Annotated in this window: 26 protein-coding genes and 1 pseudogene; 16 read left to right on the plus strand and 11 right to left on the minus strand. The window is 64.1% G+C overall.

Annotated features, from left to right (window positions below; translation table 11 throughout):
* Positions 1–8 precede the first annotated feature (8 nt).
* The 9 genes from CTR53_RS15000 to CTR53_RS15040 all read left to right on the plus strand — a co-directional run bounded on the left by CTR53_RS15000 (position 9) and on the right by CTR53_RS15040 (position 8,460).
* Complete coding sequence (locus CTR53_RS15000) at positions 9–1,181, plus strand: ABC transporter substrate-binding protein (RefSeq protein ID WP_290815029.1); 1,173 nt, start codon at positions 9–11, stop codon at positions 1,179–1,181.
* 80 nt (positions 1,182–1,261) lie between these two features.
* Positions 1,262–2,122: a branched-chain amino acid ABC transporter permease gene (locus CTR53_RS15005; RefSeq protein WP_290815031.1), complete on the plus strand. Its 861-nt coding sequence runs from the start codon at positions 1,262–1,264 to the stop codon at positions 2,120–2,122.
* Between the two features lie 10 nt (positions 2,123–2,132).
* Complete coding sequence (locus CTR53_RS15010) at positions 2,133–3,158, plus strand: branched-chain amino acid ABC transporter permease (protein ID WP_290815034.1); 1,026 nt, start codon at positions 2,133–2,135, stop codon at positions 3,156–3,158.
* On the plus strand, positions 3,155–3,910 hold the full coding sequence (locus CTR53_RS15015) for an ABC transporter ATP-binding protein (RefSeq protein WP_290815037.1): 756 nt from the start codon (positions 3,155–3,157) through the stop codon (positions 3,908–3,910). The genes CTR53_RS15010 and CTR53_RS15015 overlap by 4 nt, the downstream gene beginning before the upstream one ends.
* On the plus strand, positions 3,903–4,631 hold the full coding sequence (locus tag CTR53_RS15020; protein ID WP_290815040.1) for an ABC transporter ATP-binding protein: 729 nt from the start codon (positions 3,903–3,905) through the stop codon (positions 4,629–4,631). The genes CTR53_RS15015 and CTR53_RS15020 overlap by 8 nt, the downstream gene beginning before the upstream one ends.
* A gap of 20 nt (positions 4,632–4,651) precedes the next feature.
* Positions 4,652–5,764, plus strand: a complete 1,113-nt coding sequence (locus CTR53_RS15025) for a 5-methyltetrahydropteroyltriglutamate--homocysteine S-methyltransferase (protein WP_290815043.1) — start codon at positions 4,652–4,654, stop codon at positions 5,762–5,764.
* A 232-nt stretch (positions 5,765–5,996) separates the two neighbouring features.
* Complete coding sequence (locus CTR53_RS15030) at positions 5,997–6,851, plus strand: amidohydrolase family protein (protein WP_290815046.1); 855 nt, start codon at positions 5,997–5,999, stop codon at positions 6,849–6,851.
* Between the two features lie 2 nt (positions 6,852–6,853).
* Positions 6,854–7,258, plus strand: a complete 405-nt coding sequence (locus CTR53_RS15035; RefSeq protein ID WP_290815049.1) for a hypothetical protein — start codon at positions 6,854–6,856, stop codon at positions 7,256–7,258.
* Positions 7,255–8,460, plus strand: a complete 1,206-nt coding sequence (locus CTR53_RS15040) for a cytochrome c peroxidase (protein ID WP_290815052.1) — start codon at positions 7,255–7,257, stop codon at positions 8,458–8,460. The genes CTR53_RS15035 and CTR53_RS15040 overlap by 4 nt, the downstream gene beginning before the upstream one ends.
* On the opposite strand, the gene CTR53_RS15045 is transcribed toward CTR53_RS15040, so the two are convergent.
* Both CTR53_RS15045 and rpsU read right to left on the minus strand, forming a co-directional pair.
* Complete coding sequence (locus CTR53_RS15045) at positions 8,457–10,109, minus strand: PAS-domain containing protein (protein WP_290815055.1); 1,653 nt, start codon at positions 10,107–10,109, stop codon at positions 8,457–8,459. The genes CTR53_RS15040 and CTR53_RS15045 overlap by 4 nt on opposite strands.
* 162 nt (positions 10,110–10,271) lie before the next feature.
* On the minus strand, positions 10,272–10,478 hold the full coding sequence (gene rpsU, locus CTR53_RS15050; RefSeq protein ID WP_144069020.1) for a 30S ribosomal protein S21: 207 nt from the start codon (positions 10,476–10,478) through the stop codon (positions 10,272–10,274).
* Positions 10,479–10,680: 202 nt separating this feature from the next.
* Between rpsU and def the strand changes: the two genes are divergently transcribed.
* Positions 10,681–11,214 carry a peptide deformylase gene (def, locus tag CTR53_RS15055; RefSeq protein WP_290815060.1) on the plus strand — a complete coding sequence of 178 codons (534 nt, stop codon included), beginning with the start codon at positions 10,681–10,683 and terminating at the stop codon, positions 11,212–11,214.
* Positions 11,211–11,846, plus strand: coding sequence for a COQ9 family protein (locus tag CTR53_RS15060; protein ID WP_290815063.1), 636 nt, complete (start codon positions 11,211–11,213; stop codon positions 11,844–11,846). Before def ends, CTR53_RS15060 begins: the two co-directional genes overlap by 4 nt.
* Positions 11,847–11,866: 20 nt before the next feature.
* Here CTR53_RS15060 and CTR53_RS15065 read toward each other — a convergent pair whose 3' ends face one another.
* The 3 genes from CTR53_RS15065 to purE all read right to left on the minus strand — a co-directional run bounded on the left by CTR53_RS15065 (position 11,867) and on the right by purE (position 13,927).
* Positions 11,867–12,211: a hypothetical protein gene (locus CTR53_RS15065; protein WP_290815066.1), complete on the minus strand. Its 345-nt coding sequence runs from the start codon at positions 12,209–12,211 to the stop codon at positions 11,867–11,869.
* A 115-nt stretch (positions 12,212–12,326) separates the two neighbouring features.
* Positions 12,327–13,412 (minus strand): 5-(carboxyamino)imidazole ribonucleotide synthase, encoded by a 1,086-nt coding sequence (locus CTR53_RS15070; RefSeq protein ID WP_290815069.1) that lies wholly within the window; start codon positions 13,410–13,412, stop codon positions 12,327–12,329.
* A complete protein-coding gene (purE, locus tag CTR53_RS15075; protein WP_290815072.1) occupies positions 13,409–13,927 on the minus strand; it encodes a 5-(carboxyamino)imidazole ribonucleotide mutase in 519 nt (172 codons plus the stop codon). The genes CTR53_RS15070 and purE overlap by 4 nt, the downstream gene beginning before the upstream one ends.
* 205 nt (positions 13,928–14,132) lie before the next feature.
* On the opposite strand from purE, the gene CTR53_RS15080 reads away from it, so the two are divergent.
* Both CTR53_RS15080 and CTR53_RS15085 read left to right on the plus strand, forming a co-directional pair.
* Positions 14,133–14,891 (plus strand): GGDEF domain-containing protein, encoded by a 759-nt coding sequence (locus CTR53_RS15080; RefSeq protein ID WP_290815075.1) that lies wholly within the window; start codon positions 14,133–14,135, stop codon positions 14,889–14,891.
* Between the two features lie 210 nt (positions 14,892–15,101).
* Positions 15,102–15,545, plus strand: a complete 444-nt coding sequence (locus CTR53_RS15085) for a TfoX/Sxy family protein (protein ID WP_290815078.1) — start codon at positions 15,102–15,104, stop codon at positions 15,543–15,545.
* Here the strand turns inward: CTR53_RS15085 and CTR53_RS15090 are convergent.
* Positions 15,542–16,402: a LysR substrate-binding domain-containing protein gene (locus CTR53_RS15090; protein ID WP_290815081.1), complete on the minus strand. Its 861-nt coding sequence runs from the start codon at positions 16,400–16,402 to the stop codon at positions 15,542–15,544. The two genes, CTR53_RS15085 and CTR53_RS15090, sit on opposite strands and share 4 nt — an antisense overlap.
* Before the next feature lie 194 nt (positions 16,403–16,596).
* On the opposite strand from CTR53_RS15090, the pseudogene CTR53_RS15095 reads away from it, so the two are divergent.
* Positions 16,597–18,265 (plus strand): annotated as a pseudogene (locus CTR53_RS15095) (dihydroxy-acid dehydratase).
* Positions 18,266–18,355: 90 nt separating this feature from the next.
* Here CTR53_RS15095 and CTR53_RS15100 read toward each other — a convergent pair.
* Positions 18,356–18,583 carry a hypothetical protein gene (locus CTR53_RS15100; RefSeq protein ID WP_290815084.1) on the minus strand — a complete coding sequence of 76 codons (228 nt, stop codon included), beginning with the start codon at positions 18,581–18,583 and terminating at the stop codon, positions 18,356–18,358.
* A gap of 333 nt (positions 18,584–18,916) precedes the next feature.
* A complete protein-coding gene (locus tag CTR53_RS15105) occupies positions 18,917–20,290 on the minus strand; it encodes a M17 family metallopeptidase (protein ID WP_290815086.1) in 1,374 nt (457 codons plus the stop codon).
* Positions 20,291–20,419: 129 nt separating this feature from the next.
* Between CTR53_RS15105 and CTR53_RS15110 the strand changes: the two genes are divergently transcribed.
* Both CTR53_RS15110 and CTR53_RS15115 read left to right on the plus strand, forming a co-directional pair.
* Positions 20,420–21,073, plus strand: a complete 654-nt coding sequence (locus tag CTR53_RS15110) for a glutathione S-transferase family protein (RefSeq protein ID WP_290815089.1) — start codon at positions 20,420–20,422, stop codon at positions 21,071–21,073.
* A gap of 253 nt (positions 21,074–21,326) precedes the next feature.
* Positions 21,327–22,991 (plus strand): alkaline phosphatase family protein, encoded by a 1,665-nt coding sequence (locus CTR53_RS15115; RefSeq protein WP_290815091.1) that lies wholly within the window; start codon positions 21,327–21,329, stop codon positions 22,989–22,991.
* A 43-nt stretch (positions 22,992–23,034) separates the two neighbouring features.
* Here CTR53_RS15115 and CTR53_RS15120 read toward each other — a convergent pair whose 3' ends face one another.
* The 3 genes from CTR53_RS15120 to CTR53_RS15130 are packed head-to-tail and all read right to left on the minus strand — an operon-like array spanning position 23,035 to position 24,834.
* On the minus strand, positions 23,035–24,084 hold the full coding sequence (locus CTR53_RS15120) for a TAXI family TRAP transporter solute-binding subunit (RefSeq protein WP_290815093.1): 1,050 nt from the start codon (positions 24,082–24,084) through the stop codon (positions 23,035–23,037).
* A 40-nt stretch (positions 24,085–24,124) separates the two neighbouring features.
* Positions 24,125–24,406 (minus strand): SemiSWEET family sugar transporter, encoded by a 282-nt coding sequence (locus CTR53_RS15125; RefSeq protein WP_290815095.1) that lies wholly within the window; start codon positions 24,404–24,406, stop codon positions 24,125–24,127.
* Positions 24,407–24,423: 17 nt separating this feature from the next.
* A complete protein-coding gene (locus CTR53_RS15130; RefSeq protein ID WP_290815097.1) occupies positions 24,424–24,834 on the minus strand; it encodes an HIT family protein in 411 nt (136 codons plus the stop codon).
* Positions 24,835–24,903: the final 69 nt, after the last annotated feature.

A 24,903-nucleotide genomic window follows, 5' to 3' on the forward strand; every position in this document is an offset into this window, starting at 1 on the left:
AAACGTTGATGAATCGCAGACATCTATTTGCTGCTGCCGCTGCCAGCCTCGCGCTGTTCGCTGCAACTGGCGCACATGCACAGCAGACCGTGAAGATCGGTCTGATCCTGCCGATGAGCGGGCCCTTCGCCTCGACCGGCCGCCAGATCGAAGGTATGGCGAAGCTTTATATGGCGCAGCACGGCAACATGGTTGCCGGCAAGAAAATCGAGCTGATCGTCAAGGACGATACCGGCACCGCCGACGTCACCAAGCGTATCGCGCAGGAGCTGGTGGTGAACGAAAAGGTCAGCGTGCTGGCCGGCTTCGGTCTCACCCCGCTGGCGCTGGCCACCGCGCCGATCGCCACCCAGGCCAAGGTGCCGACCATCGTGATGGCGGCAGCCACCTCGATCATCACCGAACAGTCGCCCTATATCGTGCGCACCGGCTTTACCCTGCCGCAGGTCACCGCGCCGCTGGCGGAATGGGCGCCGAAGAATGGCATCAAGAAAGTGGTCACGCTGGTGTCGGATTACGGCCCGGGCCATGACGCCGAGAAAGCCTTCAAGGAAACCTTCGCCAAGGGCGGCGGTCAGGTGCTTGCTGAACTGCGCGTGCCGATGGCCAATCCTGAATTCGCGCCCTTCCTGCAGCGCGCCCGCGATGCCAAGCCCGATGCGCTGTTCGTTTTCGTGCCGTCGGGCGTTGGCTCGGCGGTGATGAAGCAGTTCGCCGAACGCGAGCTGGCCAAGGACGGCATTCGCCTGATCGTCACCGGCGACGTGCTGGACGACGACATCCTGAACGGCATGGGCGATACGGCGCTGGGCGTGGTGTCGTCGCATCATTATTCGGCGGCGCATAATTCACCCGAGAACAAGGCGCTGGTCGAGGCCTTCAAGAAGTCGAACAACATGCGGCCGAATTTCCACGGCGTCGGCGGCTATGACGGCATGCACCTGATCTACCAGGCGCTGAAAAAGACCAATGGCGATGCCGACGGCACCAAGCTGCTGGAAGCCATGAAGGGCCAGAGCTGGACCAGCCCGCGCGGCCCGGTCTCGATCGATCCGGAAACCCGCGACATCGTGCAGAACGTGTTCATCCGTAAAGTCGAAAAGGTGAATGGCGAGCTGTACAACGTTGAATTTGCCACCATCGAAAAGGTGAAGGATCCGGTGAAGGCGGCCAAGAAATAAGCCGCATCATCTTGTAGTCTCGCGGCCGGCGGCATCCACGCCGGCCGTTTTTCACCCAAGCGCTCAGGTACGAGAGTCCCGTGCTGACCATCCTGTTCGACGGTTTTGCCTATGGCATGATTCTGTTCGTGCTGGCCTGCGGCCTGTCGGTCACGCTCGGGCTGATGAATTTCATCAATCTGGCCCATGGCGCCTTCGCCATGGCCGGCGGCTATCTCACCGTCGTGCTGATGAACCGCTTCGGCGTGTCCTTCTTCCTCTGCATTCCGGCCGGCTTCCTGGTTTCAGCCGCACTCGGCGTGGTGCTCGAACGCACCCTCTATGTCCGGCTCTATGCCCGCAGCCATCTCGACCAGGTGCTGTTCTCGATCGGCCTGGTTTTCATGGCGGTGTCCGCCATCGATTATTTCATGGGCGCGCAGCAGCAGCTGATCACCCTGCCGCCGTCGCTGCAGGGTCGGGTCAGCCTGTTCGGAATCCAGGTCGGCATCTATCGGCTGTTCGTGATCGCCATCTGCCTGGTGCTGGCGGTCGCGCTGCAGCTGATCCTGAGCCGTACGCGTTTCGGCAGCCAGCTGCGCGCCGCCGTGGATGACGCCCGCGTCGCGCGCGGGCTCGGCATCAATGTCAGCCTGATCTTCACCGTCACTTTCGCGTTTGGCTCCGGGCTTGCCGGCCTTGGCGGCGTGCTGGGCGCGGAAATCCTTGGCATGGATCCGACATTCCCGCTCAAATTCATGATCTATTTCCTGGTGGTGATCAGCGTCGGTGGCGCCACCACGCTCACCGGGCCGCTGCTGGCCTCGATCCTGCTCGGCATCGCCGATGTCGCCGGCAAGTATTACGTCCCCACGGTGGGCAGCTTCATCATCTATACCATCATGGTCGTCGTGCTGATCCTGCGTCCGCAGGGTCTGTTCGGCCGTGCCAATGCGCGCTGAGGCCGGTCGGATGTTCGCTTTGTTGTCTTATTTCAGGCCCGACACTGCCACGGCAGCCGGCACGCTGCTGGCGCCGGTGCGCTGGCGTCCGCTCGAAATCCTGTTCTGGCTGGTGGCCGCCTCGCTGCTCTGGCTCGCGCCCAGCAAGGTGCTGCTGCTCAACGAGATCGCCATCCTGGCGCTGTTCGTACTCTCGCTCGACCTCATCCTCGGTTATGCCGGTATTGTCTCGCTGGGTCATGGCGCCTTCCTCGGCGTGGGCGCCTATGCGGCCGGCCTGCTCGGCAAGCACGGTTTCACGGATCCGGTCATGGGGCTGCTGATTGCTGGCGCCGCCGCCGGCCTGCTCGGTTTCGTCACCAGCTTCTTGGTGCTGCGCGGTACCGATCTCACCAAGCTGATGGTGACGCTGGGCGTCGCGCTGATCCTGCGTGAACTGGCCAACAAGTTTGGCAATATCACCGGCGGCGCCGATGGCCTGACCGGCGTGGTGATGGGGCCCGTCCTTGGCCTGTTCGAATTCGACATCTTCGGCAAGACGGCCTATGGCTACAGCCTCACCGTGCTGTTCATCCTGTTCTATGTCGCCCGCCGTCTGGTGAATTCGCCCTATGGCCTGATGTTGCGCGCCATCAAGGGCAATAGTTTGCGGACCGGCGCGATGGGCGTGCCGACCAACCATCGGCTGGTCACCATCTACACGATTGCCGCCGTCTATGCCGGCATCGCCGGCGCGCTGCTGGCGCAGACTTCGCAGTTCGTCTCGCTCGACGTGCTGGACTTCCATCGCTCGGCCGATGCGCTGCTGATCCTGGTGCTGGGCGGCAGCGGTCAGCTCTGGGGCGCGGTGATCGGCTCGATCGCCTTCAAGATCATGTATGACTATCTGGCCGCCATCACGCCGCAATACTGGCAGTTCTGGCTCGGCCTCGTGCTGGTGCTGATCGTGCTGTTCGGCAAGGGCGGCATCCTCGGCTTCGTGAACAGCAGCCGTGAATGGCTGGCCCATCGCCTTGGCAAGGGAGCGGCGAAATGACACCCGTTCTCGAGACGCAGACTCTGTGCAAAGCCTTTGGTGGCCTGATCGCCACCAATGACGTCAGCTTCAAACTGCCGGCGGGTGCGCGTCATGCCCTGATCGGGCCAAACGGCGCTGGCAAGACCACTTTCGTCAACCTGCTGACCGGCGTATTGCAGCCCACCTCGGGTCGCGTGCTGCTGAAGGGCGAGGATATCACCGGGCTGCCCTCATATCAGCGCGTGAAGCGCGGCCTGGCCCGCACCTTCCAGATCAACCAGCTGTTCGCCGACCTCACGCCGCTGCAGCATATCGTGCTGGCGATTTCCCAGCGCGAAGGTGCCGCCACCGGCTGGTGGCGCCCGGTCGGCAGCCGCAGCGACATCGTCGATGAGGCCGAGGCGCTGCTGCGCCAGCTCAATCTGGTCGATGTGCGCGACCAGCGCACCGAAACCATCGCTTATGGCAAGCAGCGCCTGCTGGAAATCGCCGTCGCGCTGGCGGCCAAACCTGCTGTGCTGCTGCTCGATGAGCCCGCCGCCGGTGTCCCGGAAACCGAGCGCCACCAAATTCTCGACGTGATCGAGGCGCTGCCGGCCGATGTCACGCTACTGCTGATCGAACATGACATGCAGCTGGTGTTCCGCTTTGCCAAAACCATCTCCGTGCTGGTCAACGGCGGGCTGTTCGTCGAAGGCCCGGCCGCCGAGATCGCCCGCGATCCGCGGGTGAAGAAAGTCTATCTCGGCGAGGAGCTGGTCGATGTCTGACCTGCTCCCCACCGCTTTGTTAACCGTTCAGGATCTGCGCGCCGGCTATGGCGAGGCCATCGTGCTCGATGGCGTCAGCTTCAGTCTCGCGGCCGGCCAGTCGCTCGCCCTGCTGGGCCGCAACGGTGCCGGCAAGACCACGCTGATCAACACGCTGGTTGGCGCCACGCGCTATCGCGGCGGCCGCATCGGCCTGAACGGCTTGGATGTGACCGGCCATCGCTCGGATCGCCGTGCCGCCGCCGGCATCGGCTGGGTGCCGCAGGAACGCAATATCTTCAAGTCGCTGACGGTGGAGGAAAACCTGACCGCTGTGGCGCGGCCCGGTCCCTGGGGCGTGGCGCGCGTGTTCGAGATGTTTCCGCGTCTGGCTGAGCGTCGCCGCAACATGGGTAACCAGCTGTCGGGTGGCGAGCAGCAGATGCTGGCGGTCGGCCGCGCGCTGATGCTCAACCCGAAACTGATGCTGCTGGACGAGCCACTGGAAGGTCTGGCGCCGATCATTGTCGAGGAACTGCTGGCTGCCCTGCGTCGCATCACGCGGGAAGAGGGGCTGTCGGCGATTATCGTGGAGCAGAATGCCCGCAAGCTGCTGCCGATCACCGAGCGCGTCGTGGTGCTGGAGCGCGGCCGCATCGTGCATGCCGCCGACAGCACCAGCCTGGCCGCCGATGGGGCGAAACTGGAAGCCTGGCTCGCCGTTTCTGACGGCAGTCATTGATCACATAAGGGAGAGAAAGCATGCAACGCAAGAAACCGCCGTTCCGCGCCGACCATGTTGGCAGCCTGCTGCGTCCGCAGGTGCTGAAGGAAGCCCGCGCCCAGAAGAAGGACGGCAAGATCGATGCCGCCCGGCTGAAGGCGGTGGAAGACGAAGCGATCAAGCGCGTGATCAAGCAGCAGGAAGAGGTCGGCCTGCAGAGCATCACCGACGGCGAATTCCGTCGCTCCTGGTGGCATTTCGATTTCCTCGGTTTCCTCGACGGCGTCGAATACTACACCCATGCCGAACAGGGCATTCAGTTCTCCGGCGTGCAGACCCGTGCCGAAGGGGTGAAGGTCAAAGGCAAGATCGGCTATTCCGGTCACCCGATGGTCGACCACTTCAAATTCGTGAAGGCCAATACCAGCCGCACGCCGAAGATGACCATTCCGTCGCCCAGCGTGCTGCATTTCCGCAGTGGCCGGAATGCGATCCCAAAGGACGTTTATCCCAATCTGGATGATTTCTTTAACGATCTCGGTCAGGCCTACAGGAAGGCCGTGCAGGATTTCGCCGCTGCCGGCTGCCGCTACCTGCAGCTGGACGAGACCAACCTCGCCTATCTCTGCGATCCCGAGCAGCGCGAACTGTCGCGCCAGCGCGGCGATGACCCGGACGGCCTGCCGGAGAAATATGCGCAGATGATCAATACGGCCATCGCCGACCGGCCGAGCGACATGGTGATCTCCATGCATCTGTGCCGTGGGAACTTCCGCTCCACCTTCATTTCCAAGGGCGGCTACGAGCCGGTCGCCAAGACACTGCTCGATACGATCAAGGTCGACGGCTACTTCATGGAATACGACAACGAGCGCTCCGGTGGCTTCGAGCCGCTGCGCCATCTGCCCAAGGGTGACAAGACCGTCATCCTCGGCCTTGTCACCTCCAAGACCGGCCAGCTGGAATCGAAGGACAACATCAAGCGCCGGCTCGAGCAGGCGGCCAAGTTCGCCGACCTGGAGCAGCTCTGCCTCAGCCCGCAATGCGGCTTCGCCTCCACCGAGGAAGGCAACGTTCTGGCCGAGGAAGAGCAGTGGGCCAAGCTGCGCATGATCGTCGAAGTGGCGGAAGAGGTCTGGGGCAAGAACTAAGCCCCACACGTTCTTTCGCAATACCAGTCCCCATAAACCGTCGTTCCCGCGAAAGCGGGAACCCAGTCCTTCCGTCGACTGGATCCCCGCCCGTCGCGCCTTGCGCGACAGTATATGTAAGGCGGCAAAGCCGCCGAGCGCGGGGATGACGAATGGGGAGCAATCTCATCATTGTGACGATGCCGTCGGCCGGTTTCTGGCGTAAACTCTGCGTAACCGGAGCTGACCGCCCATGATTCGACGCACTCTCCTTGCCATCGCTTTGCTGGCGGCCACAGCACCCGTGCGGGCCCAGCAATCTCCCGCCGATGTGATCCCGCTGATCGATGCGCATGTGCATTACAGCCACGATGCCTGGGACTATCTGCCGACCCAGGAGGCCATCGCCATCCTGCGCCGTTCCAGCCTGCGCAAGGTGCTGGTCTCCAGCTCCAGCGATGACGGGACCCAGAAGCTTTTCGAGGCCGCGCCCGACCTGATCGTGCCTGAACTGCGGCCCTATCGCCGTCGCGGCGAACTGAGCAGCTGGGTGCGTGACGACAGTATCATCACCCATATGGAAGCCCGCCTGGCGAAATACCGCTATGTCGGGATCGGCGAATTCCATCTCTATGGTGCCGATGCCGATCTGCCGGTGCCGAAACGCATGGTGGCGCTGGCGAAGCAGCACAGGCTGTTCCTGCATGCCCATAGCGACGCGGCCGCTGTGCAGCGCCTGTTCGTCCATGACCCGAACGCCATCGTGCTCTGGGCGCATTCCGGTTTCGACCGGCCCGATGCGGTGCGCGACATGCTGAAACGCTACCCCAATCTCTGGGCCGATCTGGCCTTCCGCAGCGATCACGCCTCCAGCGGCAAGGTCGACCCGGAATGGCGCAAGCTGTTCGAGGAATTCCCCGAGCGCTTCATGGTTGGCACGGATACCTTCACGCCAGAGCGCTGGCACTATATCGAAGAACACGCGAAATGGTCGCGCGCCTGGCTCGCCGACTTGCCGCGCGCACTCGCGGAGAAGATCGCCTATCGCAATGCCGAGGCGCTGTTCGCCCGCACCGGCTATGGCTACAAGGTCCCACCGCTGAACTGATCATGCGTCAATCGGCAATCATTGCGGCGCTGTGTCTCGGGCTGATCTCCGCCCCCGCCTGGGCCTGTGCGGATATTCCGGCTCAGGCGCGGCAGGTGCAGGCGGCGCAGTTCCGCCTCATCGTGACGCCGGTGCCGGCACCCATTCCGCTGAACAAGCCCTTTGCGCTCGATATCCGGCTCTGCGACGGCCGCATGGCGGAATTTCCACAGCTGACTGCCGTCGACGCCCGTATGCCGGCGCATCGCCACGGCATGAACTACAAGCCGGCGCTGACCAAGATCGACTGGGGCCATTACCGCGCCGAAGGCCTGCTGCTGCATATGCCTGGTAACTGGGAGTTCAGCTTCGATTTCACCGGCGCCGGCAAGCGCGAGCGGCTGACCTTCAGCTTCGACGCCCAATGAAGCTGCCGGCAGCCATGGCGCTGCTGCTTGCGCTGATCAGCGCGGCGGCACAGGCCGCCGATTTCGATGCCGCGCAGACCCGTCGCATTCTCGGCCACGGTCCCTGGCCGCCGGCGGAATCCGCTGACCGCAGTAACCGCCTCTCGGGCAACCGCGATGCGGTTCGTCTCGGTGCCATGCTGTTCGGCGAGCCGCGGCTGTCGGGCAATGGCGCGATCAGCTGCCAGACCTGCCATCGGCCCGATCATGGCTGGAGCGAAGCCAAGGCCCGCAGCGAGGGGCTGCGGTTGCAGGACCGCAATGCACCGGGCCTGCTGAATGTGCGACTGCAGCGCTGGTTCGGCTGGGACGGCGCGAATGACAGCCTCTGGGCTGCCGGTATCCGGCCGATCCTGAAAGACAGCGAAATGGGCGGCTCGGCCGCCGCCACTGCCAAATTACTGCGTGAAGACGCGCCGCTCGCCTGTCTGGCGCAGCGTGTCGCGCCGGATTATGCCACCGGCGACGATGAAGCGGTGCTGGTGTTGGCGGCCAAGGCACTCGCAGCTTTCCAGGAGACGATCAACAGCCCGCGTACGCCCTTCGATGAGTTCCGCGATGCGCTGGCGGCGAATGACCGGGCAGGGATGGCACGCTATCCCGAAGCAGCACAGCGCGGGCTGGCGCTGTTCACCGGTCGCGGCCAGTGCGGCATGTGCCATACCGGTGCAAATTTCAGTAACGGCGAATTCCACGATACCGGGCTGGTTTTCTTCCTGAACGATCCGGATCGCAAACCCGGCACGCCGCGCCGCGCCGATCCCGGTCGCCATGGCGGCATCGCGCAATTGAAAGCCAATCGCTTCAACCTGCTTGGGCGCTACAATGACGACGCGAGTGGCCAGGCCAGTATCCCCGCGCGGCATGTCGAGCAGCAGCATCGCAACTGGGGCGAATTCAAGGTGCCGAGCTTACGCAACCTCACCGCCACAGCGCCCTACATGCACAACGGCAGCAAACCGAGCCTGCGCGACGTGATCCTGCATTATTCAGACCTGGATGAAGATCGCCTGCATTCCGATGGCGAGGCGATCCTGAAGCCGCTGAAACTGGCAGAGGGCGAGATTGCCGATCTGCAGGCATTTCTGGAATCGCTGAGCGTGCCTAACGATACGGCGGCGCGATATGAAAACCTGCGCCGCGAAGCAGCGGCCTGCCGCTAGAGCTGCAGCATCCTGCTCGGATTGCGCAGCGGCAGATTGATCGTTGCCACGGTGCCCTTGCCGGGCTGCGAGTCCAGGTCGAGGCTGCCGCCATGCAGTTCGGCCAGCGATTTCACCAGCGGCAGGCCCAGCCCGGTGCCCTGATGCTCGCGGCTCAGCACGCCGCGCACCTGACCGAACGGCGCCAGCGCCTTGGGAATGTCCTGTGCCGACATGCCCACGCCGGTATCGTGCACGGCAATCTTCAGGATGCGATTGGCCACGTTGGCGGCGACCCAGGCACGTCCGCCGCGCGGCGTGAACTTCACCGCGTTGCTCAGCAGGTTGAGCAGCATCTGCCGCAGCATGCGCTCGTCGGCCTGCAGGTCCGGCAGATTGTCGGGGATATCGGCGCTTAAGTTTACGCCGGCGCGGTCGGCCTGCATCTGCATCATTTCCAGACTGTCGATGATCACCAGACCGGGCCGCAGCGTTTCGATATGCGGTTCCATGCGGCCGGCTTCCACCTTGGCCAGATCCAGCACGTCGTTGATCAGTTGCAGCAGGTGTTCGCCCGACTTGCGGATATCGTCGACGTATTCCAGCTGCTTCGGCGGCATCGCGCCGAAATAGCCCGCCAGCAGCGATTCCGAAAAACCGATGATGGCATTCAGCGGCGTGCGGAATTCGTGGCTCATATTGGCAAGGAATGCACTCTTCGAACGGTTGGCCACCTCGGCCATTTCCTTGGCGTGCAGAAGTTCGCGTTCGGTGGCTTCGCGCTCGGCGATGTATTTGGTCAGCGCGACGGTACGCTCATCGACGCGCGCTTCCAGCGTATCGGCCAGGTCGCGCAGCTGGTCCTGCGTGCGGCGAAGTTCTGTGATGTCGGAATAGGAGGTGACGAAACCGATATCGGGGATTGGCGTGCCGATGATTTCCAGCACCCGGCCGTTCGGGCGGCGGCGCTGCAAGCGATGCGGCATGAAGTTGTGAGCCAGTGCGACACGCTCAGCCACCATCTCGTCCACGTTGCCGGAGCCATATTCGCCATGCTCGACATTCCAGCGCACGAAGCGTTCGAACGGCGTGCCGGGCGTACCCAGTTCGGCCGGATATTCCAGCAGGTCAATGAAACGCTGGTTGCACATCACCAGATTCAGGCTGGTGTCGAACAGGGTGATGCCGTGGCTGATCGTGCCCAGCACCACATCCAGCATGCGGTTCTTGTCGCGCAGTTCGGCGGTACGGCCCTGGACGGCATCTTCCAGTTCCTCGCGCACGCGTAGCAGCGCCTGTTCGTTGCGCCGCCGTTCGGTGATGTCGGTATAGACTGCGACCCAGCCGCCATTGGGCAGCGGGGCGCCGCGAACTTCCAGAATGGTGCCGTTCGGTCGTTCGCGCTCGAACTGGTGATGTTCGAATTTGCGCACCAGCGCGAGACGCGCCTGCACGATGGTTTCGACGTCGCCGGCCCCGTATTCGCCGCGTTCGGCGTTGTAGCGGAAGAAATCTTCCACCGAGGTGCCGGGCGTGCCGAAGGTATCGGGAAATTCCAGCAGGTCGAGGTAGCGGCGATTGCAGGCAATCAGCTGCAGCGCGCCGTCAAAGATGCTGATCCCCTGGTCTAGCTGGTCCAGCCCCTGCAGGAGGTGCACATTCTGGTGCATTCCGCCGAGTTCCTTGCCTGTTACCCTGGCGACCAAGCTAAACCTTTGGCAGCCGGAAAAAAATGGCGGAACGGCGCATCAATCCGTGATGACCGCCCGGCCATGAAAAAAGCCGCCTTGCGGGCGGCTTGATTCGCGTCTCGATAAACCAGAAGGCGTCGATTACATCGAACCTTCGCGCTGGGCGCGCTTGCGGGCCAGCTTGCGGGCGCGGCGGATGGCTTCAGCCTTCTCGCGGGCGCGGCGTTCCGAGGGCTTCTCGTAGTGGCCGCGCAGCTTCATCTCGCGGAAAATGCCTTCGCGCTGCATCTTCTTCTTGAGCGCCTTCAGCGCCTGATCGACATTGTTATCACGAACCAGAACCTGCACGTCGGTTCCATCCTTTCAGGTCAAAGAATTCCGTTTGCGGAGCCTCTGCTCCGACGAGTGGCGGGTTCTAACATGCTGATCCGGCTTTGTGAAGTCGCTTCGTGGATATCCGGGCGCAATCTGGATTTATGTCTAAACTATTGGTAACAAAAGTATATTCCGGTGACTTGGCCGCGCGGGCGCTCTGTCCTAGGCTGCAGATATGGCAATTCTCAAGATCGCGAAGATGGGGCATCCGGTTCTGGCCCGCCCGGCCGACTCGGTTCCCGACCCGACGGCCCCGGAAATCCGGCAGCTGATCGAGGATATGGTCGATACCATGATCGATGCGCCGGGCCAGGGCCTGGCCGCGCCGCAGGTGCATGTGCCGCTGCGGGTGGCGGTTTTTCTCACCCCGGACGAAGGTGACGGCAAGCGCGAGCTGGTGACCCTGGTGAACCCGAAATGGGAGCCTGCCGGTCCGGAGCAGGATATGGCCTGGGAAGGCTGCCTGTCGGTGCCGGGCATGCGCGGCCTGGTGCCGCGTTACACCAGTATTCGTTACGAGGGCATCTTGCCCGACGGCAGCCGGCTGGAACGCGAGGTCGGCGGCTGGCATGCCCGCGTGGTGCAGCATGAACTGGATCATCTGGACGGCATCCTGTATCCGCAGCGCATGACCGATCTGAAGGATCTGGTCTTCGAGAGCGAGCTGCGGCATCGCGCAGCACTCCGCCCGCAGGAGGAAGAGGAATGACTGACGACCATCTCCTGACTGAAAAGCGCGCCCTGCTGGAGGCCATGCTGCCGCATGTGCCCTTCGACGGCTGGACCGCCAAGGCACTCAATCTCGCCGCGCGCGATGCCGGTCTCGATACCGGCGTGGTGCTGCGCGCCTTTCCCGGCGGTGCCGCCGATGTGCTGGATTTCTGGGTGAGCGAGACCGATGCCGCCATGCTGCGCGTGCTGGAGGGCCGCGACCTTGCCGCCATGAAGGTGCGCGAGCGCGTCAAGCTGGCGGTGATGACGCGGCTGGAACTGGCGGCCCCGCATCGTGAAGCCGTGCGCCGCGCGCTGACCTTGGAGGCCCTGCCGCAGCATGCGCCGCGTGCGCTGAAGCAGCTTTACCGCACGGTGGATGCGATCTGGTATGCCGCCGGCGACACCGCGACCGACTTCAACTTTTACACCAAGCGCATGCTGCTGGCCGGCGTTTACGGCGCCACGCTGTTGCACTGGCTGGATGACAAGTCGGAAAACTTCGCCGGTACCTCGGCCTTTGTCGATCGTCGGCTGGCGGATGTGATGCGCATCGAGAAGGCCAAGAGCAAGCTTGCCAAACTGGCCGACCGGCTGCCGAACCCGTTCCGCAACCTGCGGCGGGCGTAGCTTTAGATTTTCAGAAGAGTTTAGGCGACGACGCTGAGGAACTGGCCGACCACGGCCGGCTTCTGCACCGGCGTGGTGCTGCCGTTGCGGCTGTAGTTCAGCAACGGTGCTTCGTCGTTGCCCGGGGAACCTGAGGACGTACCGGCGCCAGAACCGCTGCCCTGCTGCGAGGACGACTGCGAATACTGCTGCGGCTCGGTCTGTTCGACCGGCGCGTCGGTGAGATAGGAGGTGAAGCGGCTGACCTGCGCATACTGCTGCACGGCCGCATTGTCGGTGCTGCTGATCAGGGCATTCTTCGTCGGTCGCTGCGGGGTAGTCCGCGCAACGCCGGAAAGACCAGCACTGATATTCTCGACCGACATGATCATCCTGTCGCCAGACCCTATTTGGCCAGCGATATGGTTAACAAAGATTAACCATCATTATAGCGAAGGCTCGTCCGACCGCAAGCCGAGAATGGCGGTGCGACAGTTTGACTTATGGTTGTGGGGCGTGTCCGGAGGGGTAAAGCCGGTTGACATGGCCCATTTTGCGCCCGGGACGGGCTTCGGCCTTGCCGTAGAGGTGCAGTTTGGCATTCGGCTCAGCCAAAAGTGCCGGCCAGGCGTCGATTTCGTCGCCGATCAGGTTCTCCATCACGGCGTCGCAGAGCCGGTCGGCCGACCCGAGCGGCAGGCCGCAGATCGCCCGGATATGCTGCTCGAACTGCGAGGTGACGGCGGCATCCATGGTCCAGTGGCCGGAGTTGTGTACCCGCGGCGCCATCTCGTTGACCAGGACCCGGTCGCCGCAGTCGAACAACTCGACCGCCAGCGTGCCGACATAGTCGAGGCCATCGGCCAGGCTCGCGGCGATCTGCTCGGCCTGAGCGGCCAGCGCGGGCTCGATGATGGCCGGCGCATGGGTCCGCCACAGGATGTGGTTGCGATGGATATTCTCGACCGGACCCCAGGAGGCGACCTCGCCATCCAGCCCGCGCGCCAGCACCACCGAAAGCTCGCGTTTGAAGCTGACGAAACCTTCGGCAACCAGATGATCGGATGTCAGCGCGGCGAAAGCGGAGGCGGCCTCTTCGCGTTTCGTGACCTTCACCTGGCCCTTGCCGTCATAGCCCATGCGGCAGGTCTTCAGCACCAGCGGCAGGCCGAGCGCATCGATGGCAGCTTCGAGATCGGCGACGGAGCCGACCTTGCGCCACGGCGCTGTCGCGATGCCGCGGTCGTTGCAAAACTGCTTTTCGAACAGGCGGTCCTGGCTGATGCGCAAAGCTTCCGTGCCCGGACGAACCGGCACGATCTTTGAAATCGCAGCGACCGGATCGAAGGGGATATTCTCGAATTCGTAGGTCACGACATCGCAGGCGCGCGCGAAGGCCGCCATCGCCGCAGCGTCGGTGTAGTCGGCGCGGGTGAATGTCGTGGCGACCTCTGCGGCCGGCGGATCGGCCTCGGGCGCGAAGATATGACAGTGATAGCCGAGCCGGCTGGCCGCATTGGCCAGCATGCGGCCGAGCTGGCCGCCGCCGAGAATGCCGATCATGCTGCCGGGCGCGAGAGCGCTCACTTAGCCGTCTTCTTCTTTTTCTCAGAGACGGGCGCGGGCTTGATCGCCCTGGTCTGCTTCGCGCGCCAGGCCTGCAGGCGCTTCGACAAGGCCGGATTGTTCAACGCCAGAATGGCGGCGGCGAGCAAACCGGCATTGATCGCGCCGGCCTTGCCGACGGCGAGCGCGCCGACCGGAATGCCGCCGGGCATCTGCTGAATCGAGAGCAGCGAGTCGAGGCCCTTCAATGCGCGACTCTCCACCGGTACGCCCAGCACCGGCAGATGCGTCATCGCTGCGGCCATGCCGGGCAGATGCGCTGCACCGCCGGCGCCGGCGATGATCACCTGGATGCCGCGCTCATGTGCGCTGTGGGCATAATCGTACAGCCGCTGCGGCGTGCGATGCGCCGACACGATGCGGTGTTCGGCCGGCACCTTCAGCGCGGCGAGCACCTCGGCGGCATGTTCCATGGTGGCCCAGTCGGACTGGCTGCCCATGATAATCCCGACCAGCGGACCTTTACGCGGCGCCATGAGTTACTCCTGCAGCGGAAAGCGGCGGATTATAGGGAGCCGAGAGGGGCTGTAAAGCCGGACCGTGAGGGCGGGGAAAAGCCTGGAATCGATGCGATTCCCCCTTGCTGGAATGCCCGGGCGATCCATGCTTTGTTAACGCCTCCTGCGGCATGAGTAATGCAGATTGCCGCCTCAGGTGGCATGGCCAGGAGAACGACGCAGCGTGAAGATCGAGGACCGTCGACCGGTCGGGCTGGGTTCCACGACCCCTATTGGGTCGGGCGGTGCTGCGCGTCCGGCCGTGGTGGTCCCGGCCCAGGGCACCGGCGGGGTGACGGCGACCACGGTCAATCCGGCCGCCACCGCCACCGTGATGGGCATCCCCGAACCCGAACTGACGCCGCGGGTGCGCGACGCGATCGTGCGGCTGATGGGCGAGGTCGACCAGCTGCGCAATGAGCTCAACCGCACGCGGCATCGCCTCGCCGAACTCGAACGCCTAGCCGACCGCGATACGCTGACGCCGCTGTATAACCGCCGCGCCTTCGTGCGTGAACTGTCGCGCTCTATGGCCCATGTCGAACGCTACGGCCGCCCGTCCTGCCTGATCTATTTCGATCTGAACGGCCTGAAGGACATCAACGACCGGCATGGCCACGGTGCCGGCGATGCCGCGCTGATCCAAGTCGGCCAGATCCTGCTCGACAATACGCGCGAATTCGACGTGGTCGCCCGGCTCGGCGGCGACGAATACGGCGTGATCCTCAGCGAGACCGATGCCCAGGTCGGCCGCGAGAAGGCCGAGCAGCTGGCCGAGGCGATCCGCCGCCGGCCGCTGCACTGGGAAGGCAAAAGCCTGCCACTCGACGCCGCCTATGGCGTCTATCCGCTCAAGCCCGGCGAAGACCCCGGCTCGGCGCTGGCCGCGGCCGACCAGATGATGTACAGCCACAAGCTTTCCCGCCGCACGGCCCGGGGTTAGTCTTGTCTTTTCAGTAGCTTATCAGCATCTGAAGCAGTGTGCCCGGGCCGTTGGCCGGTGCTTATTCCCGCCTTATAAGATGCTTATTCGGTCTTATAAGACTCTTATTTCTCCTTATTCCGTGGAACATCGCCGTGAAACCTCTGGCGGCTTGCCTCGGGTCAAACGGGAACATATAATGAACATATTTCCGGTTTCAAGGGGGTGGGCATGCCAGCCGACAGCGATTTCGTCGACTACGTCTTCGACTGCCTGGCCGCCGCCAGAGTGGGCCCGGTGACACGCGAGCGGCTGTTCAGCGGCAGCGGGTTGCGCATTGACGGTGAACTCTTTGGCGTGATCCTGCGCGGCACGCTGTATTTCGTGGTCGACGACCAGACCCGGCCGCGCTTTGTCGAAGCCGGCATGGGGCCCTTCACCTACAGCCGCAAGAGCGTGCAGCGGAAGATCGAGCGCTGGTACGAACTGCCGGAAGACGTGCTGCTCGATCCGTCCGACCTGCGCGACTGGGTGCATGAAGCATTGGCAGCCTTCCGTCGCACGGCAAAGCCGGAACCGAAGAAAAAACCTGCGGCGAAGAAGATCGTGAAGAAACCTGCCGCGAAAAAACCGACTGCCAAAAAGCCGGCGAAAAAGCGCGCGATCAAACGCTAGGCGGCCTCGCTGCGCAATTCCGCCGTCAGATGCTCGGCCAGCGCGCGCGTGGCCGGGGTCTGTCGCCGCGGCGCCGTATACAGCGCGATCTCCGACAGCGGCAGCGGCGGCAAATCATCAGCCTCGTCGAGCAGCCGCAGACCCGGCCGCGCCGTGCCGGCCTTCACCACCGTCACCGCCATGCCGGCCGCCGCAGCGGCTTCGACCGCGCCGATGCTGGAACTGCTGAATACGATGCGCCACGACCGCCGCGCCTTGTTCAGCGCCTCCAGCGCCCATTCGCGATACATGTTGCCGGCCTTGAGCAGCGCCAGCGGCAGCGCGCCGTCGGCGGGAAAGGTGTTGCTGTCGGAAAACGCCCAGGAGGTGCGCTCGATACGCAGTACCTCGCCCTTGCCGGCGCCGTAGCGCTGGGTCGCCAGAACGAGATCGAACTCGTCGCCGAGCTGTTTCAATAGATCGCGGGTGAAGCCGGTGGTGACTTCCAGTTCGATCTCCGGGTGCTGGCGACTGAAGCGCGCCAGCGCATCGGGCAGGATGCTGGTGGCGTAATCGTCCATCACCGCCAGCCGCACGGTGCCGCGCAGGTCGCGCGCGCCGATCACATCCAGCGCCTCGTCATGCAGGGCAATAATGCGCCGCGCATAGCCGAGCAGTTCCTCGCCGCGTGGCGTCAGCGCCACGCCCTGCGGTGAACGGTCCAATAAATGTTGCCGCGTGATTTCCTCCAGCCGGCGGATCTGCATGCTGATGGCCGATTGGGAGCGGCCGAGGATGGCGGCGGCGCGGGAAAAGCCCTTCTGCTCGACCACGGCGGTGAAACAGCGCAGCAGGTCGACATCGATATTGCGAAGCATGCCGGGTCTCCGGATAGGCATCATCATGAAATCAAATTATACCTATCATTATAATTCATTTCGGTGATGCTGTCTTTGCCTCCAGGATGCGGGCCCGTCTTTCCGCCAGCACCGGAGTCCCCATGTCGAAGTCGCAGCCGCAGAACCGGCCCAACCGTCCGCAATATCCGTCGAAAATCTTCCAGAGCCGTTATATGGCCGGCGCGCGCGGCCTGTGGCGCGCCACCGGGCTCAACGATGAGGATTTCAAGAAGCCGCTGATCGCCGTGGTGAATTCCTTCACCGAATTCGTGCCGGGCCATGTGCATCTGCGCGAACCGGGCCAGCTGGTGGCGGCTGAAATCTGGAAGGCGGGCGGCGTCGCGCGCGAGTTCAACACCATTGCCGTGGATGACGGCATCGCCATGGGCCATGACGGCATGCTCTACAGCCTGCCGTCGCGCGAGATCATCGCCGATTCCGTCGAATACATGGTCAATGCGCATCGCGTCGATGCGATGGTCTGCATCTCCAACTGCGACAAGATCACGCCCGGCATGCTGATGGCGGCGCTGCGACTGAACATCCCGGCGGTGTTCGTCTCGGGCGGCCCGATGGAGGCCGGCAAGGCGGTGGTGGACGGCAAGGAAATTGCGCTCGACCTGATCAATCCGATGGTGGCGGCGGCGCGCACCGATGTCTCCGACAGCCANNGCCACGCATGCCGACCGGCGGCAATTGTTTGCGCGGGCTGGCAGCCTGATTGTCGATCTGGCGCGTCGCCATTACGAGCAGCAGGACGACAGTGTATTGCCGCGCGCCATCGCCTCGAAGGCCGCTTTCATGAATGCGATGGCGCTGGATATCGCCATGGGCGGATCAACCAACACGGTGCTGCATCTGCTGGCGGCGGCCTATGAGGCGGAACTCGATTTCACCATGGCGGATATCGACCGGCTGTCGCGCCGGGTGCCGGTACTGTGCAAGGTCGCGCCGGCGGTGCCCGATGTGCATGTCGAGGACGTGCACCGTGCCGGCGGCGTGATGGCGATTCTCGGCGAACTCGAACGCGCCGGGCTGCTGGATCGCAGCGTGCCGATGATCCATGCCGCCACACTGGGCGAGGCGCTGGACAACTGGGACATCACTCGCACCGAGCGGACTGATGTGCAGGAGTTGTTCCGCGCCGCGCCGGGCGGCGTGCGCAGCCAGGCGGCCTTCAGCCAGACCGCCCGCTGGACCAGCCTGGATACCGACCGCGCCAAGGGCGTGATCCGCAATATCGACCACGCGTTTTCGCGCGACGGCGGACTGGCTGTGCTGTCGGGCAATCTGGCGCCCGATGGCTGCATCGTGAAGACGGCCGGCGTGGACGAGAAGATACTCAGCTTTACGGGGCGCGCGGTGGTCTTCGAAAGCCAGGATGCGGCCGTGCAGGGCATCCTGAACGGCGCGGTGCAGGCCGGCAACGTGGTGGTGATCCGCTACGAGGGGCCGCGCGGCGGCCCGGGCATGCAGGAGATGCTGTATCCCACCAGCTACCTGAAAGCCAAAGGCCTGGCCGAGAAATGCGCCCTGGTGACGGACGGGCGGTTCTCCGGCGGCTCGTCGGGGCTTTCCATTGGCCATGTTTCGCCGGAAGCGGCCGATCGCGGCCTGATCGCACTGGTACAGGATGGCGATGAGATCCGCATCGATATAGCAGGGCGCAGCATCGTGCTGGAGGTGGATGAGGGCGAACTGGAACGTCGTCGCGCAGCGCTGGATGCCTCGCCGCAGGGCTGGGCGCCGCAGGCGCCGCGCGAACGGAAGGTCAGTCGCGCTCTGCGGGCCTATGCCGCCTTTGCTGCCAGTGCTTCTAAGGGCGCGGTTCGCATACTTTGACGCAATAAAAAGGCCCGGCCTGCGCGATAACACCGCGCGTGCCGGGCCCTGGTGCAGCCGCGGACTGGCCGCAGCGCGCCGTCCGGGAAGTTAGTGCCGTACCGCCTGCTGCAGCCGGCGCCGCTGCAGGCGTTCATTGCGCTGGCGCTGTTCGCGCGCCAGCCGGAACATGACGAACAGCGGCAGGCCGCTCAGCATGGCGGCAAAGTTGGCGGCCAGGACCCAGTCGATATGGAACCAGGTCACCATGCCGTCGGCGACGATGAAGAATTGCAGGACCGCGAGGACCAGGAAGAAGGCAGAACCGGGGAAAGCCATGATCGACTCCTCTTTTTTGTTTTAAGCCTCACGACTCGATGACTGCAGCCTAGCCAAAGCCGGGCGGCCCCGCCGCCGACAAGGCTGTGACCCCTGTGACGCCGTTGTGACTTGCGGCCTGGTTCGGCCGCTTAAATGACAGATGCGTGGCAATTTGCGGGATTTTCGGCGCCCCCGGGCGGCGGGAAGATGCGCCGGGACGGCCGCCGCGAGTTGTTCGAGGAACCGGGGAGGTAAGTTTACACTCCACATGTCACCCGCGGGCTTGGCCCGTGGGTCCCATTTAATGGGATGCCCGGGTCAAGCCCGGGCATGACAAATGAGGCGAGAGGCTTACTTGCGTCCGTACCGCCTCTCGATGGCGGCATAGAGCGCGCGCAGGCCGGTCGCTTCCGCGCCGAGCGGACGGCCCGCGCGCTGTCGCGGATTCCAGCCGAACATGTCGAGATGGGCGTAAGACTTCGTCTTGGTCACGAATTCCTTCAGGAAGAGTGCCGCGGTGATCGAGCCGGCAAAGGGCGTGTCGCCCGAATTGCTGATATCGGCCACCTTGCCCTCGATATAGTCGCGATAACCGGCATGCAGCGGCATCCGCCACAGCGGGTCGCTCACAGTCAGCCCGGCGTCCAGCAGGGCCTGCGCCATCGCATCGTCGGTTGCATACAGCGCGGGCAGATCGGGTCCGACCGCGACACGCGCCGCGCCCGTGAGTGTCGCGGCATCGATCAACCAGTCAGGCTTCTCGGTATCGGCTTCAGCCAGCGCATCGCCCAGCACCAGCCGGCCCTCGGCGTCGGTGTTGCCGATCTCAACGGTAAGCCCCTTGCGGCTGGTCAGCACGTCACCCGGGCGGAAGGCATTGCCCGACACGCTGTTCTCGACCGCGGCGATCAGCAGGCGCAGCCGCACCGGCAGCTTCATCGCCATGATGGCGGCAGCAAGGCCCAGCATCACCGCGGCGCCGCCCATATCCTTCTTCATCAGCAGCATGCCGGCCGAGGGCTTGAGATCGAGGCCGCCGGTATCGAAACACACGCCCTTGCCGACCAGGGTCAGTTTCGGATGCTTCGGATTACCCCAGCGCAGGTCGATCAGGCGCGGCAGGCGCACGCTGGCGCGGCCGACGGCATGGATCATCGGATAATTCTGTTCCAGCAGATCGTCTCCGATGATGGTGCTGATTTCGGCGCCGCCGAGCAGCGCCACGCCGCGCGCAGCTTCCGCCAGTTCGGCCGGACCCATGTCTCCCGCGGGCGTGTTGATCAGGTCGCGCGCCAGCACGATGCCGTCATGCAGCGCGGTCACGCGCTGCTGGTTCGCCCTGGCCGGCCAGACCAGGCGGATCAGCTTCTTCTCAGTTTTCTTGTACCGGTCGAAGCGATAGGCATTCAGCGCCCAGCCGAGGGCTGCGGCATCGCCGGCTTTCGCATCGGCCAACTTGTAATCGCCGGCCGGCAGCGCGCCGGCAATAGCGGCATAGCTCCACAGATCCGGCGTATCACCGATGCCGGCCAGCACGCGCGCCGGTTTGCCGCTTTTCGCATCCGGCAGTACCAGCACCTGGCCCGGCTTGCCCTTGAAGCCCTGCGCTTCGGCCAGGCCGGCGACGAGGCCCTTTTCCTTCACGGCACGCGACGTCCAGGCCTTGGCGGTCACGGTCTCGACCGGGATGGCGGCGGCGGATTTGGCAATCAGGCTGGCAGGCACGGGTGATCCTCAAAATTGCAGTGGGCAGTATCAACTGGGGTGCAATATCAATATGGGCGGCAGGCCGGCCGTCGTCTATAAGGTGCGGGCCTGATTTGCGAACAGGCTCGGCATCTGGGAGCACCACTCGTGAGCGATCTCACCCTCGTCATCGGCAACAAGAATTACTCGAGCTGGAGCCTGCGGCCCTGGCTGGCGCTGAAAGCCACCGGGCAGAGCTTCGACGAAGCGCTGATCGTGCTGCGCCGGCCCGAAACCAGGGCCGAGATTCTGCTACATTCGCCGGCTGGCAAGCTCCCCGTGCTGAAAGCCGGTGATCTGACGATCTGGGAGAGCCTGGCGATCTGCGAATACATTGCCGAGACCTGGCCCGAGGCCGGGCTGCTGCCCGAGGATGCACGCGCCCGTGCGGTGGCGCGCAGCGTGATGAGCGAGATGCATGCCGGCTTCGTCAACCTGCGCCGCGAACTGCCGATGGACATCAACAAGCTGAGCCCGCTGGCGCAGAACGGCGTGACGCCCGGCGAGGAAACGCGGCTCGAAATTGCGCGTGTGCAGCAGGTCTGGCAGGACTGCCGCGGCCGGTTTGGCAGGAAAGGCGATTTCCTGTTCGGCCGTTTCGGCATTGCCGATGCGATGTATGCCCCGGTGGCGACGCGCTTCCGCACCTATGGCGTGGCGATGGACCCGGTCTCCGAGGCCTATGTGAATGCGATCTACGCGCTGCCGGCGATGCAGGAATGGTGTTCGGCGGCGGCCAAGGAAGCCGCGCTGCCGGATTAAGTATGACAGTCGCTCCGTATCCGGTCTGTTGGATATGTGAACGAATGCGCGGGAAGGCGGATTCCGCCAGCGTCATCGCGGAATCCGTACTGCCCCAATACAGTTATGATGTATAACATTCCTGCGCGAAGGCGACGGCGCAGACAAAGTTGCTTTGGGCCGGCGTGAACCGGTCGGTGTGAATGCAATCGCCCCCGCGACGAGGCCACCGCAAGTGTGGCCGGAGATATATCGCCATCCGGGGAGATCGATCATGACCACAGTGACGAAATGGTTCGGCGTTCTGCTTGCGGCAACGCTGACCTGCAATGCCGGCACCGCCCTCGCGCAGGACAATCGCGCAAAACCTGACCTGATCGTCATGCTGGCGATCGACCAGTTCGGCTCGTTGCTGTTCGACAAATGGCGTCCGACCTTCCAGCGCGGTCTGAAACGAATTGCCGATGGCGGTGTGATCTACGCCAATGCGTATCAGTCCCACGGCATCACCGAAACCTGCGCCGGGCATTCGACCCTGCTGACCGGCAAGCATCCCGGCGGCACCGGTATTGTCGCAAACGAATGGTATAATCCGGCGACCGGCAAGCAGGTCTACTGCGTCGAGGATGCCGCCTATACGGTTGCTCTCAATCCGAAGCAACGCAAGGTCGGGCCGGGATTGCTGGCGACCTCGACCTTCGGTGACTGGCTGAAAGAGCAGAGTCCACAAAGCCGCGTGGTGGTGGTCTCGGGCAAGGATCGTTCCTCCGTCACCATGGGTGGCCGCAAGGCCGATGGCGTGTTCTGGTATATTGACGGTTTCGGCTTCACCACCTTCGTGGCGGCCGACGAGAACGCCGAAACCAAACTGCAGCCGCTCGCCAAGCTAAACGCGCGGATCGCGGCCGAGGCCGCCAGCGTGCCGCCCTGGACTTACGCCAACGAAGCCTGCCGTGCGCTGGAAAGCGAGATTGTGCTCGGCAAGCAGACCTGGAAGCTCAAGCTGCCGCCGGAAGCGCCGGCCGAGGAAGGCAAGCCGCCGGGCAAGGTCCGACCGATCCATATCATGGACCCGCTGACGCTGGAGGCGGCGCGCGAGCTGGTGGCCTATCACAAGCTGGGCAAGCGCGGGCAGACCGACCTGCTCGCCATCAGCCTGTCGGCCACCGACTTCATCGGCCACGGCTATGGCACGCAGGGCCCGGAAATGTGCGATCAGATGTATCGCCTCGACGCGATGATCGGCGATTTCCTGACATATCTGGATGGCTACGGCGCCCGCGTCATGCTGGTGGTGACGGGGGATCATGGCGGTTCCGATTTCCCCGAGCGTCTGGCGCAGCAGGGCGACGCTTCCGCCAGGCGGATCAGTCCCGCCAAACTGCTCGCCGACGCGAATGCACAGGTGAAAGCCCGGCTCGGTCTCACGGCGGATCCGCTGGTCTCCCCGGATTACGTGCAGTTCTATGCGGTCGATGCCAGCGGTCGCGGTCTGGCCGGGCCGGAACGGGCGGCCGTGGTAAAGGCCGCGATGGATGTCTTTAATGCGCATCCCGATGTGGAGCAGGCCTTCTCGCTCGACAGCCTGCTCAAGCATAAAATCACCAGCAGCGCGCCCTCCGACTATTCGCTGCAGGACCGTTTCGCCCAGAGTGTGATGGCGGGACGGTCCGGCGATATCATCGTGGCGCTGAAGTCCGGTGTTTCCGCGGCCCGCGCACTGCCGACAAGATTCATGATGGGCCATGCAGGGCCCTATCATCACGATACGGCGGTGCCAATCGTGTTCTGGTGGCCCGGCGCGAAGCCCGCCACACGCATTCTGCCTGTGGACACCACCAGCATCGCCCCGACCTTGGCCAACCTGGCCGGCATCAAGGCGCCGGCCGATCTTGATGGGCGCTGCATCGATATCGGATACGGCACGGCCTGTCACTGACGGTCCGTCGCGCGGCTTCCGCCTGAAGCCGCGCGACTCCGGCTCACGTAATCAGCTTCATCTCGCGGTAGAAGCGTTCGGCGCCGGCATGCAGCGGGATGCTGACGCCGAGCAAGGCCGTGCCGAGCCGGATACGCTGCGCCATCGGCGGGCCGGCATTGAGCATCTTGCGGTTCTGCGGATGCCATAGGGCGCGCAGCAGTTCGTAGACCAGTTCGGGATCGAGACTCTCCGGCCCGATCCACTGCATGCCGATGCTGAGCGTCTCGGTCTCCGGCACGCCGCGATAGGTCCCGGCCGGGATGATATCGCGCGTGAAGAAGGGGTGCCGGCGCAGCGCGCCCTCGATCTGCCGGCCGGTCAGCGGTACGATACGGGCGATCTCGCGGTCGGTCAGGTCGCCCACCGTTGGCGCCGGCTGGCCCGAGATCAGGAAGAAGGCGTCGAGTTCGTCGCGCGACATCAGGTCGGCGGCTTCGCCGGGATCGACTTCCAGCACCTTCAACTGGCTCAGCCGCAGGCCATACGCCGCGAGGATGATTTCGGCATTAAAACGCGTGCCCGAACCGGCGCGGTCGAGCGAGACGCGCTTGCCGGCCAGTTCGCGGATATCGCTGATGCCGGCATTGCCGCGCACCACCAGATGGATGGTTTCGGGGTAGAGATTGGCCAGCACCCGCAGATTGCCCTGCTTGGCGCGGCGGAAATAGATGCCTTCGCCCTGATAGGCGCTGGCGACCAGATCGGCCTGGGCAAAACCGCTTTCGATGCTTTCATTGCCGATGGCAGCGAGGTTGGCGACGGAGCCCTGGCTGGTCAGCGCCACGGCAATCAGGCCGGGGACCCCGCAGGAACCGCCCTTGTCGCAGGGGCGGCTGCCGGGCGGATTCGAAATCACCGAGGCCATGGTGACGCCGACGGGGAAGGCGGTGGTATGGGCCGAGCCGGTGAGGATGCGGAAAAAGCCGCCGCTGTCTTTCGGCCGGACCGGTTCGGTCTGCACCTGCTGGGCGGTTGCCGGGCGCACGGCAAAGCCAGTCCCGCCGATAACGGCACTGGCGGCGGAGCCAAGCAGGAAATCTCGCCTGTTCATGGCTTTTTTTATACGCCGGGCCGTGCGCAGTGACCAGTGATCAGCTGTTGGCGGCTTCGGACCGGTCGAATTTCAGCTTGGCGACCAGCACCGCCGCGGTCAGGCAGAGCGTGACCACATTGGCGGCGATCAGCCCGGGTGAGCCGATCAGCAGGCCGTAGGCCAGCCACAGCGCGATGCCGATATTCATCAGCAGGAACATGCCGAGCGAAATGTCGCGCGCCGAGCGGCTGCGCCACACCTTTACCACCTGCGGCACATAGGCCAGCGTGGTGAGCGCGCCGGCGATCAGGCCGATGATTTCGACGGTTTCAGATGTCATTGCGCCAGTATAGGCGCTCAGACGCGGGTGATGAAGGCGTTCTGCAGCTTGGCCACGCAGGCGCGCATGGCAGCGTCGTCATACGGCCTGGCCGGCAGCTTGCCCCAGACCGGACCAGGCCAGGCGCCATCTTCGCGGAAGCGGGCGATCACATGCACATGCAGCTGCGGCACCATGTTGCCCAGCGCGCCGACATTCAGCTTGTGCGGTTCAAACACATGCTGCAGCACGCGCTGTGCCTGCGCGATCTCGTTGATCAGCAGCTTGCGCTGCTTCTCGTTCAGATCGGCGATCTCGGTGACGTTCTCGACGGCGGGCACCAGGATGAGCCAGGGATACTGGCTGTCGTTCATCAGCTGGACCAGGCAAAGCTTCATACGGCAGACAGCGAAAGTGTCGCGGCGCAACTGGTCGTGCAGGGTGAACATCGACTAAAATTCGCTTTCTTCTTTGTACGGCGCCGTTGCCGTTCCCGCGCTGATACCGGGGTCTTGAGG

Origin of the sequence: Ferrovibrio sp., from assembly GCF_002796975.1 — a bacterium.
Lineage (GTDB): Bacteria > Pseudomonadota > Alphaproteobacteria > Ferrovibrionales > Ferrovibrionaceae > Ferrovibrio.

Excerpts from the sequence above, each read along its gene's own strand:
- CTR53_RS15040 (WP_290815052.1), top strand. The coding sequence starts at position 7,255 with ATGAAGCTGCCGGCAGCCATGGCGCTGCTGCTTGCGCTGATCAGCGCG.
- CTR53_RS15100 (WP_290815084.1), bottom strand. The coding sequence starts at position 18,583 with ATGGCTTTCCCCGGTTCTGCCTTCTTCCTGGTCCTCGCGGTCCTGCAA.
- CTR53_RS15025 (WP_290815043.1), top strand. The coding sequence starts at position 4,652 with ATGCAACGCAAGAAACCGCCGTTCCGCGCCGACCATGTTGGCAGCCTG.
- CTR53_RS15015 (WP_290815037.1), top strand. The coding sequence starts at position 3,155 with ATGACACCCGTTCTCGAGACGCAGACTCTGTGCAAAGCCTTTGGTGGC.
- CTR53_RS15130 (WP_290815097.1), bottom strand. The coding sequence starts at position 24,834 with ATGTTCACCCTGCACGACCAGTTGCGCCGCGACACTTTCGCTGTCTGC.
- CTR53_RS15065 (WP_290815066.1), bottom strand. The coding sequence starts at position 12,211 with ATGTCGGTCGAGAATATCAGTGCTGGTCTTTCCGGCGTTGCGCGGACT.
- CTR53_RS15090 (WP_290815081.1), bottom strand. The coding sequence starts at position 16,402 with ATGCTTCGCAATATCGATGTCGACCTGCTGCGCTGTTTCACCGCCGTG.
- CTR53_RS15115 (WP_290815091.1), top strand. The coding sequence starts at position 21,327 with ATGACCACAGTGACGAAATGGTTCGGCGTTCTGCTTGCGGCAACGCTG.
- CTR53_RS15120 (WP_290815093.1), bottom strand. The coding sequence starts at position 24,084 with ATGAACAGGCGAGATTTCCTGCTTGGCTCCGCCGCCAGTGCCGTTATC.
- CTR53_RS15085 (WP_290815078.1), top strand. The coding sequence starts at position 15,102 with ATGCCAGCCGACAGCGATTTCGTCGACTACGTCTTCGACTGCCTGGCC.
- purE (WP_290815072.1), bottom strand. The coding sequence starts at position 13,927 with ATGGCGCCGCGTAAAGGTCCGCTGGTCGGGATTATCATGGGCAGCCAG.
- CTR53_RS15010 (WP_290815034.1), top strand. The coding sequence starts at position 2,133 with ATGTTCGCTTTGTTGTCTTATTTCAGGCCCGACACTGCCACGGCAGCC.
- CTR53_RS15125 (WP_290815095.1), bottom strand. The coding sequence starts at position 24,406 with ATGACATCTGAAACCGTCGAAATCATCGGCCTGATCGCCGGCGCGCTC.
- CTR53_RS15035 (WP_290815049.1), top strand. The coding sequence starts at position 6,854 with ATGCGTCAATCGGCAATCATTGCGGCGCTGTGTCTCGGGCTGATCTCC.
- CTR53_RS15020 (WP_290815040.1), top strand. The coding sequence starts at position 3,903 with ATGTCTGACCTGCTCCCCACCGCTTTGTTAACCGTTCAGGATCTGCGC.
- def (WP_290815060.1), top strand. The coding sequence starts at position 10,681 with ATGGCAATTCTCAAGATCGCGAAGATGGGGCATCCGGTTCTGGCCCGC.
- CTR53_RS15030 (WP_290815046.1), top strand. The coding sequence starts at position 5,997 with ATGATTCGACGCACTCTCCTTGCCATCGCTTTGCTGGCGGCCACAGCA.
- CTR53_RS15045 (WP_290815055.1), bottom strand. The coding sequence starts at position 10,109 with ATGCACCAGAATGTGCACCTCCTGCAGGGGCTGGACCAGCTAGACCAG.
- CTR53_RS15000 (WP_290815029.1), top strand. The coding sequence starts at position 9 with ATGAATCGCAGACATCTATTTGCTGCTGCCGCTGCCAGCCTCGCGCTG.
- CTR53_RS15060 (WP_290815063.1), top strand. The coding sequence starts at position 11,211 with ATGACTGACGACCATCTCCTGACTGAAAAGCGCGCCCTGCTGGAGGCC.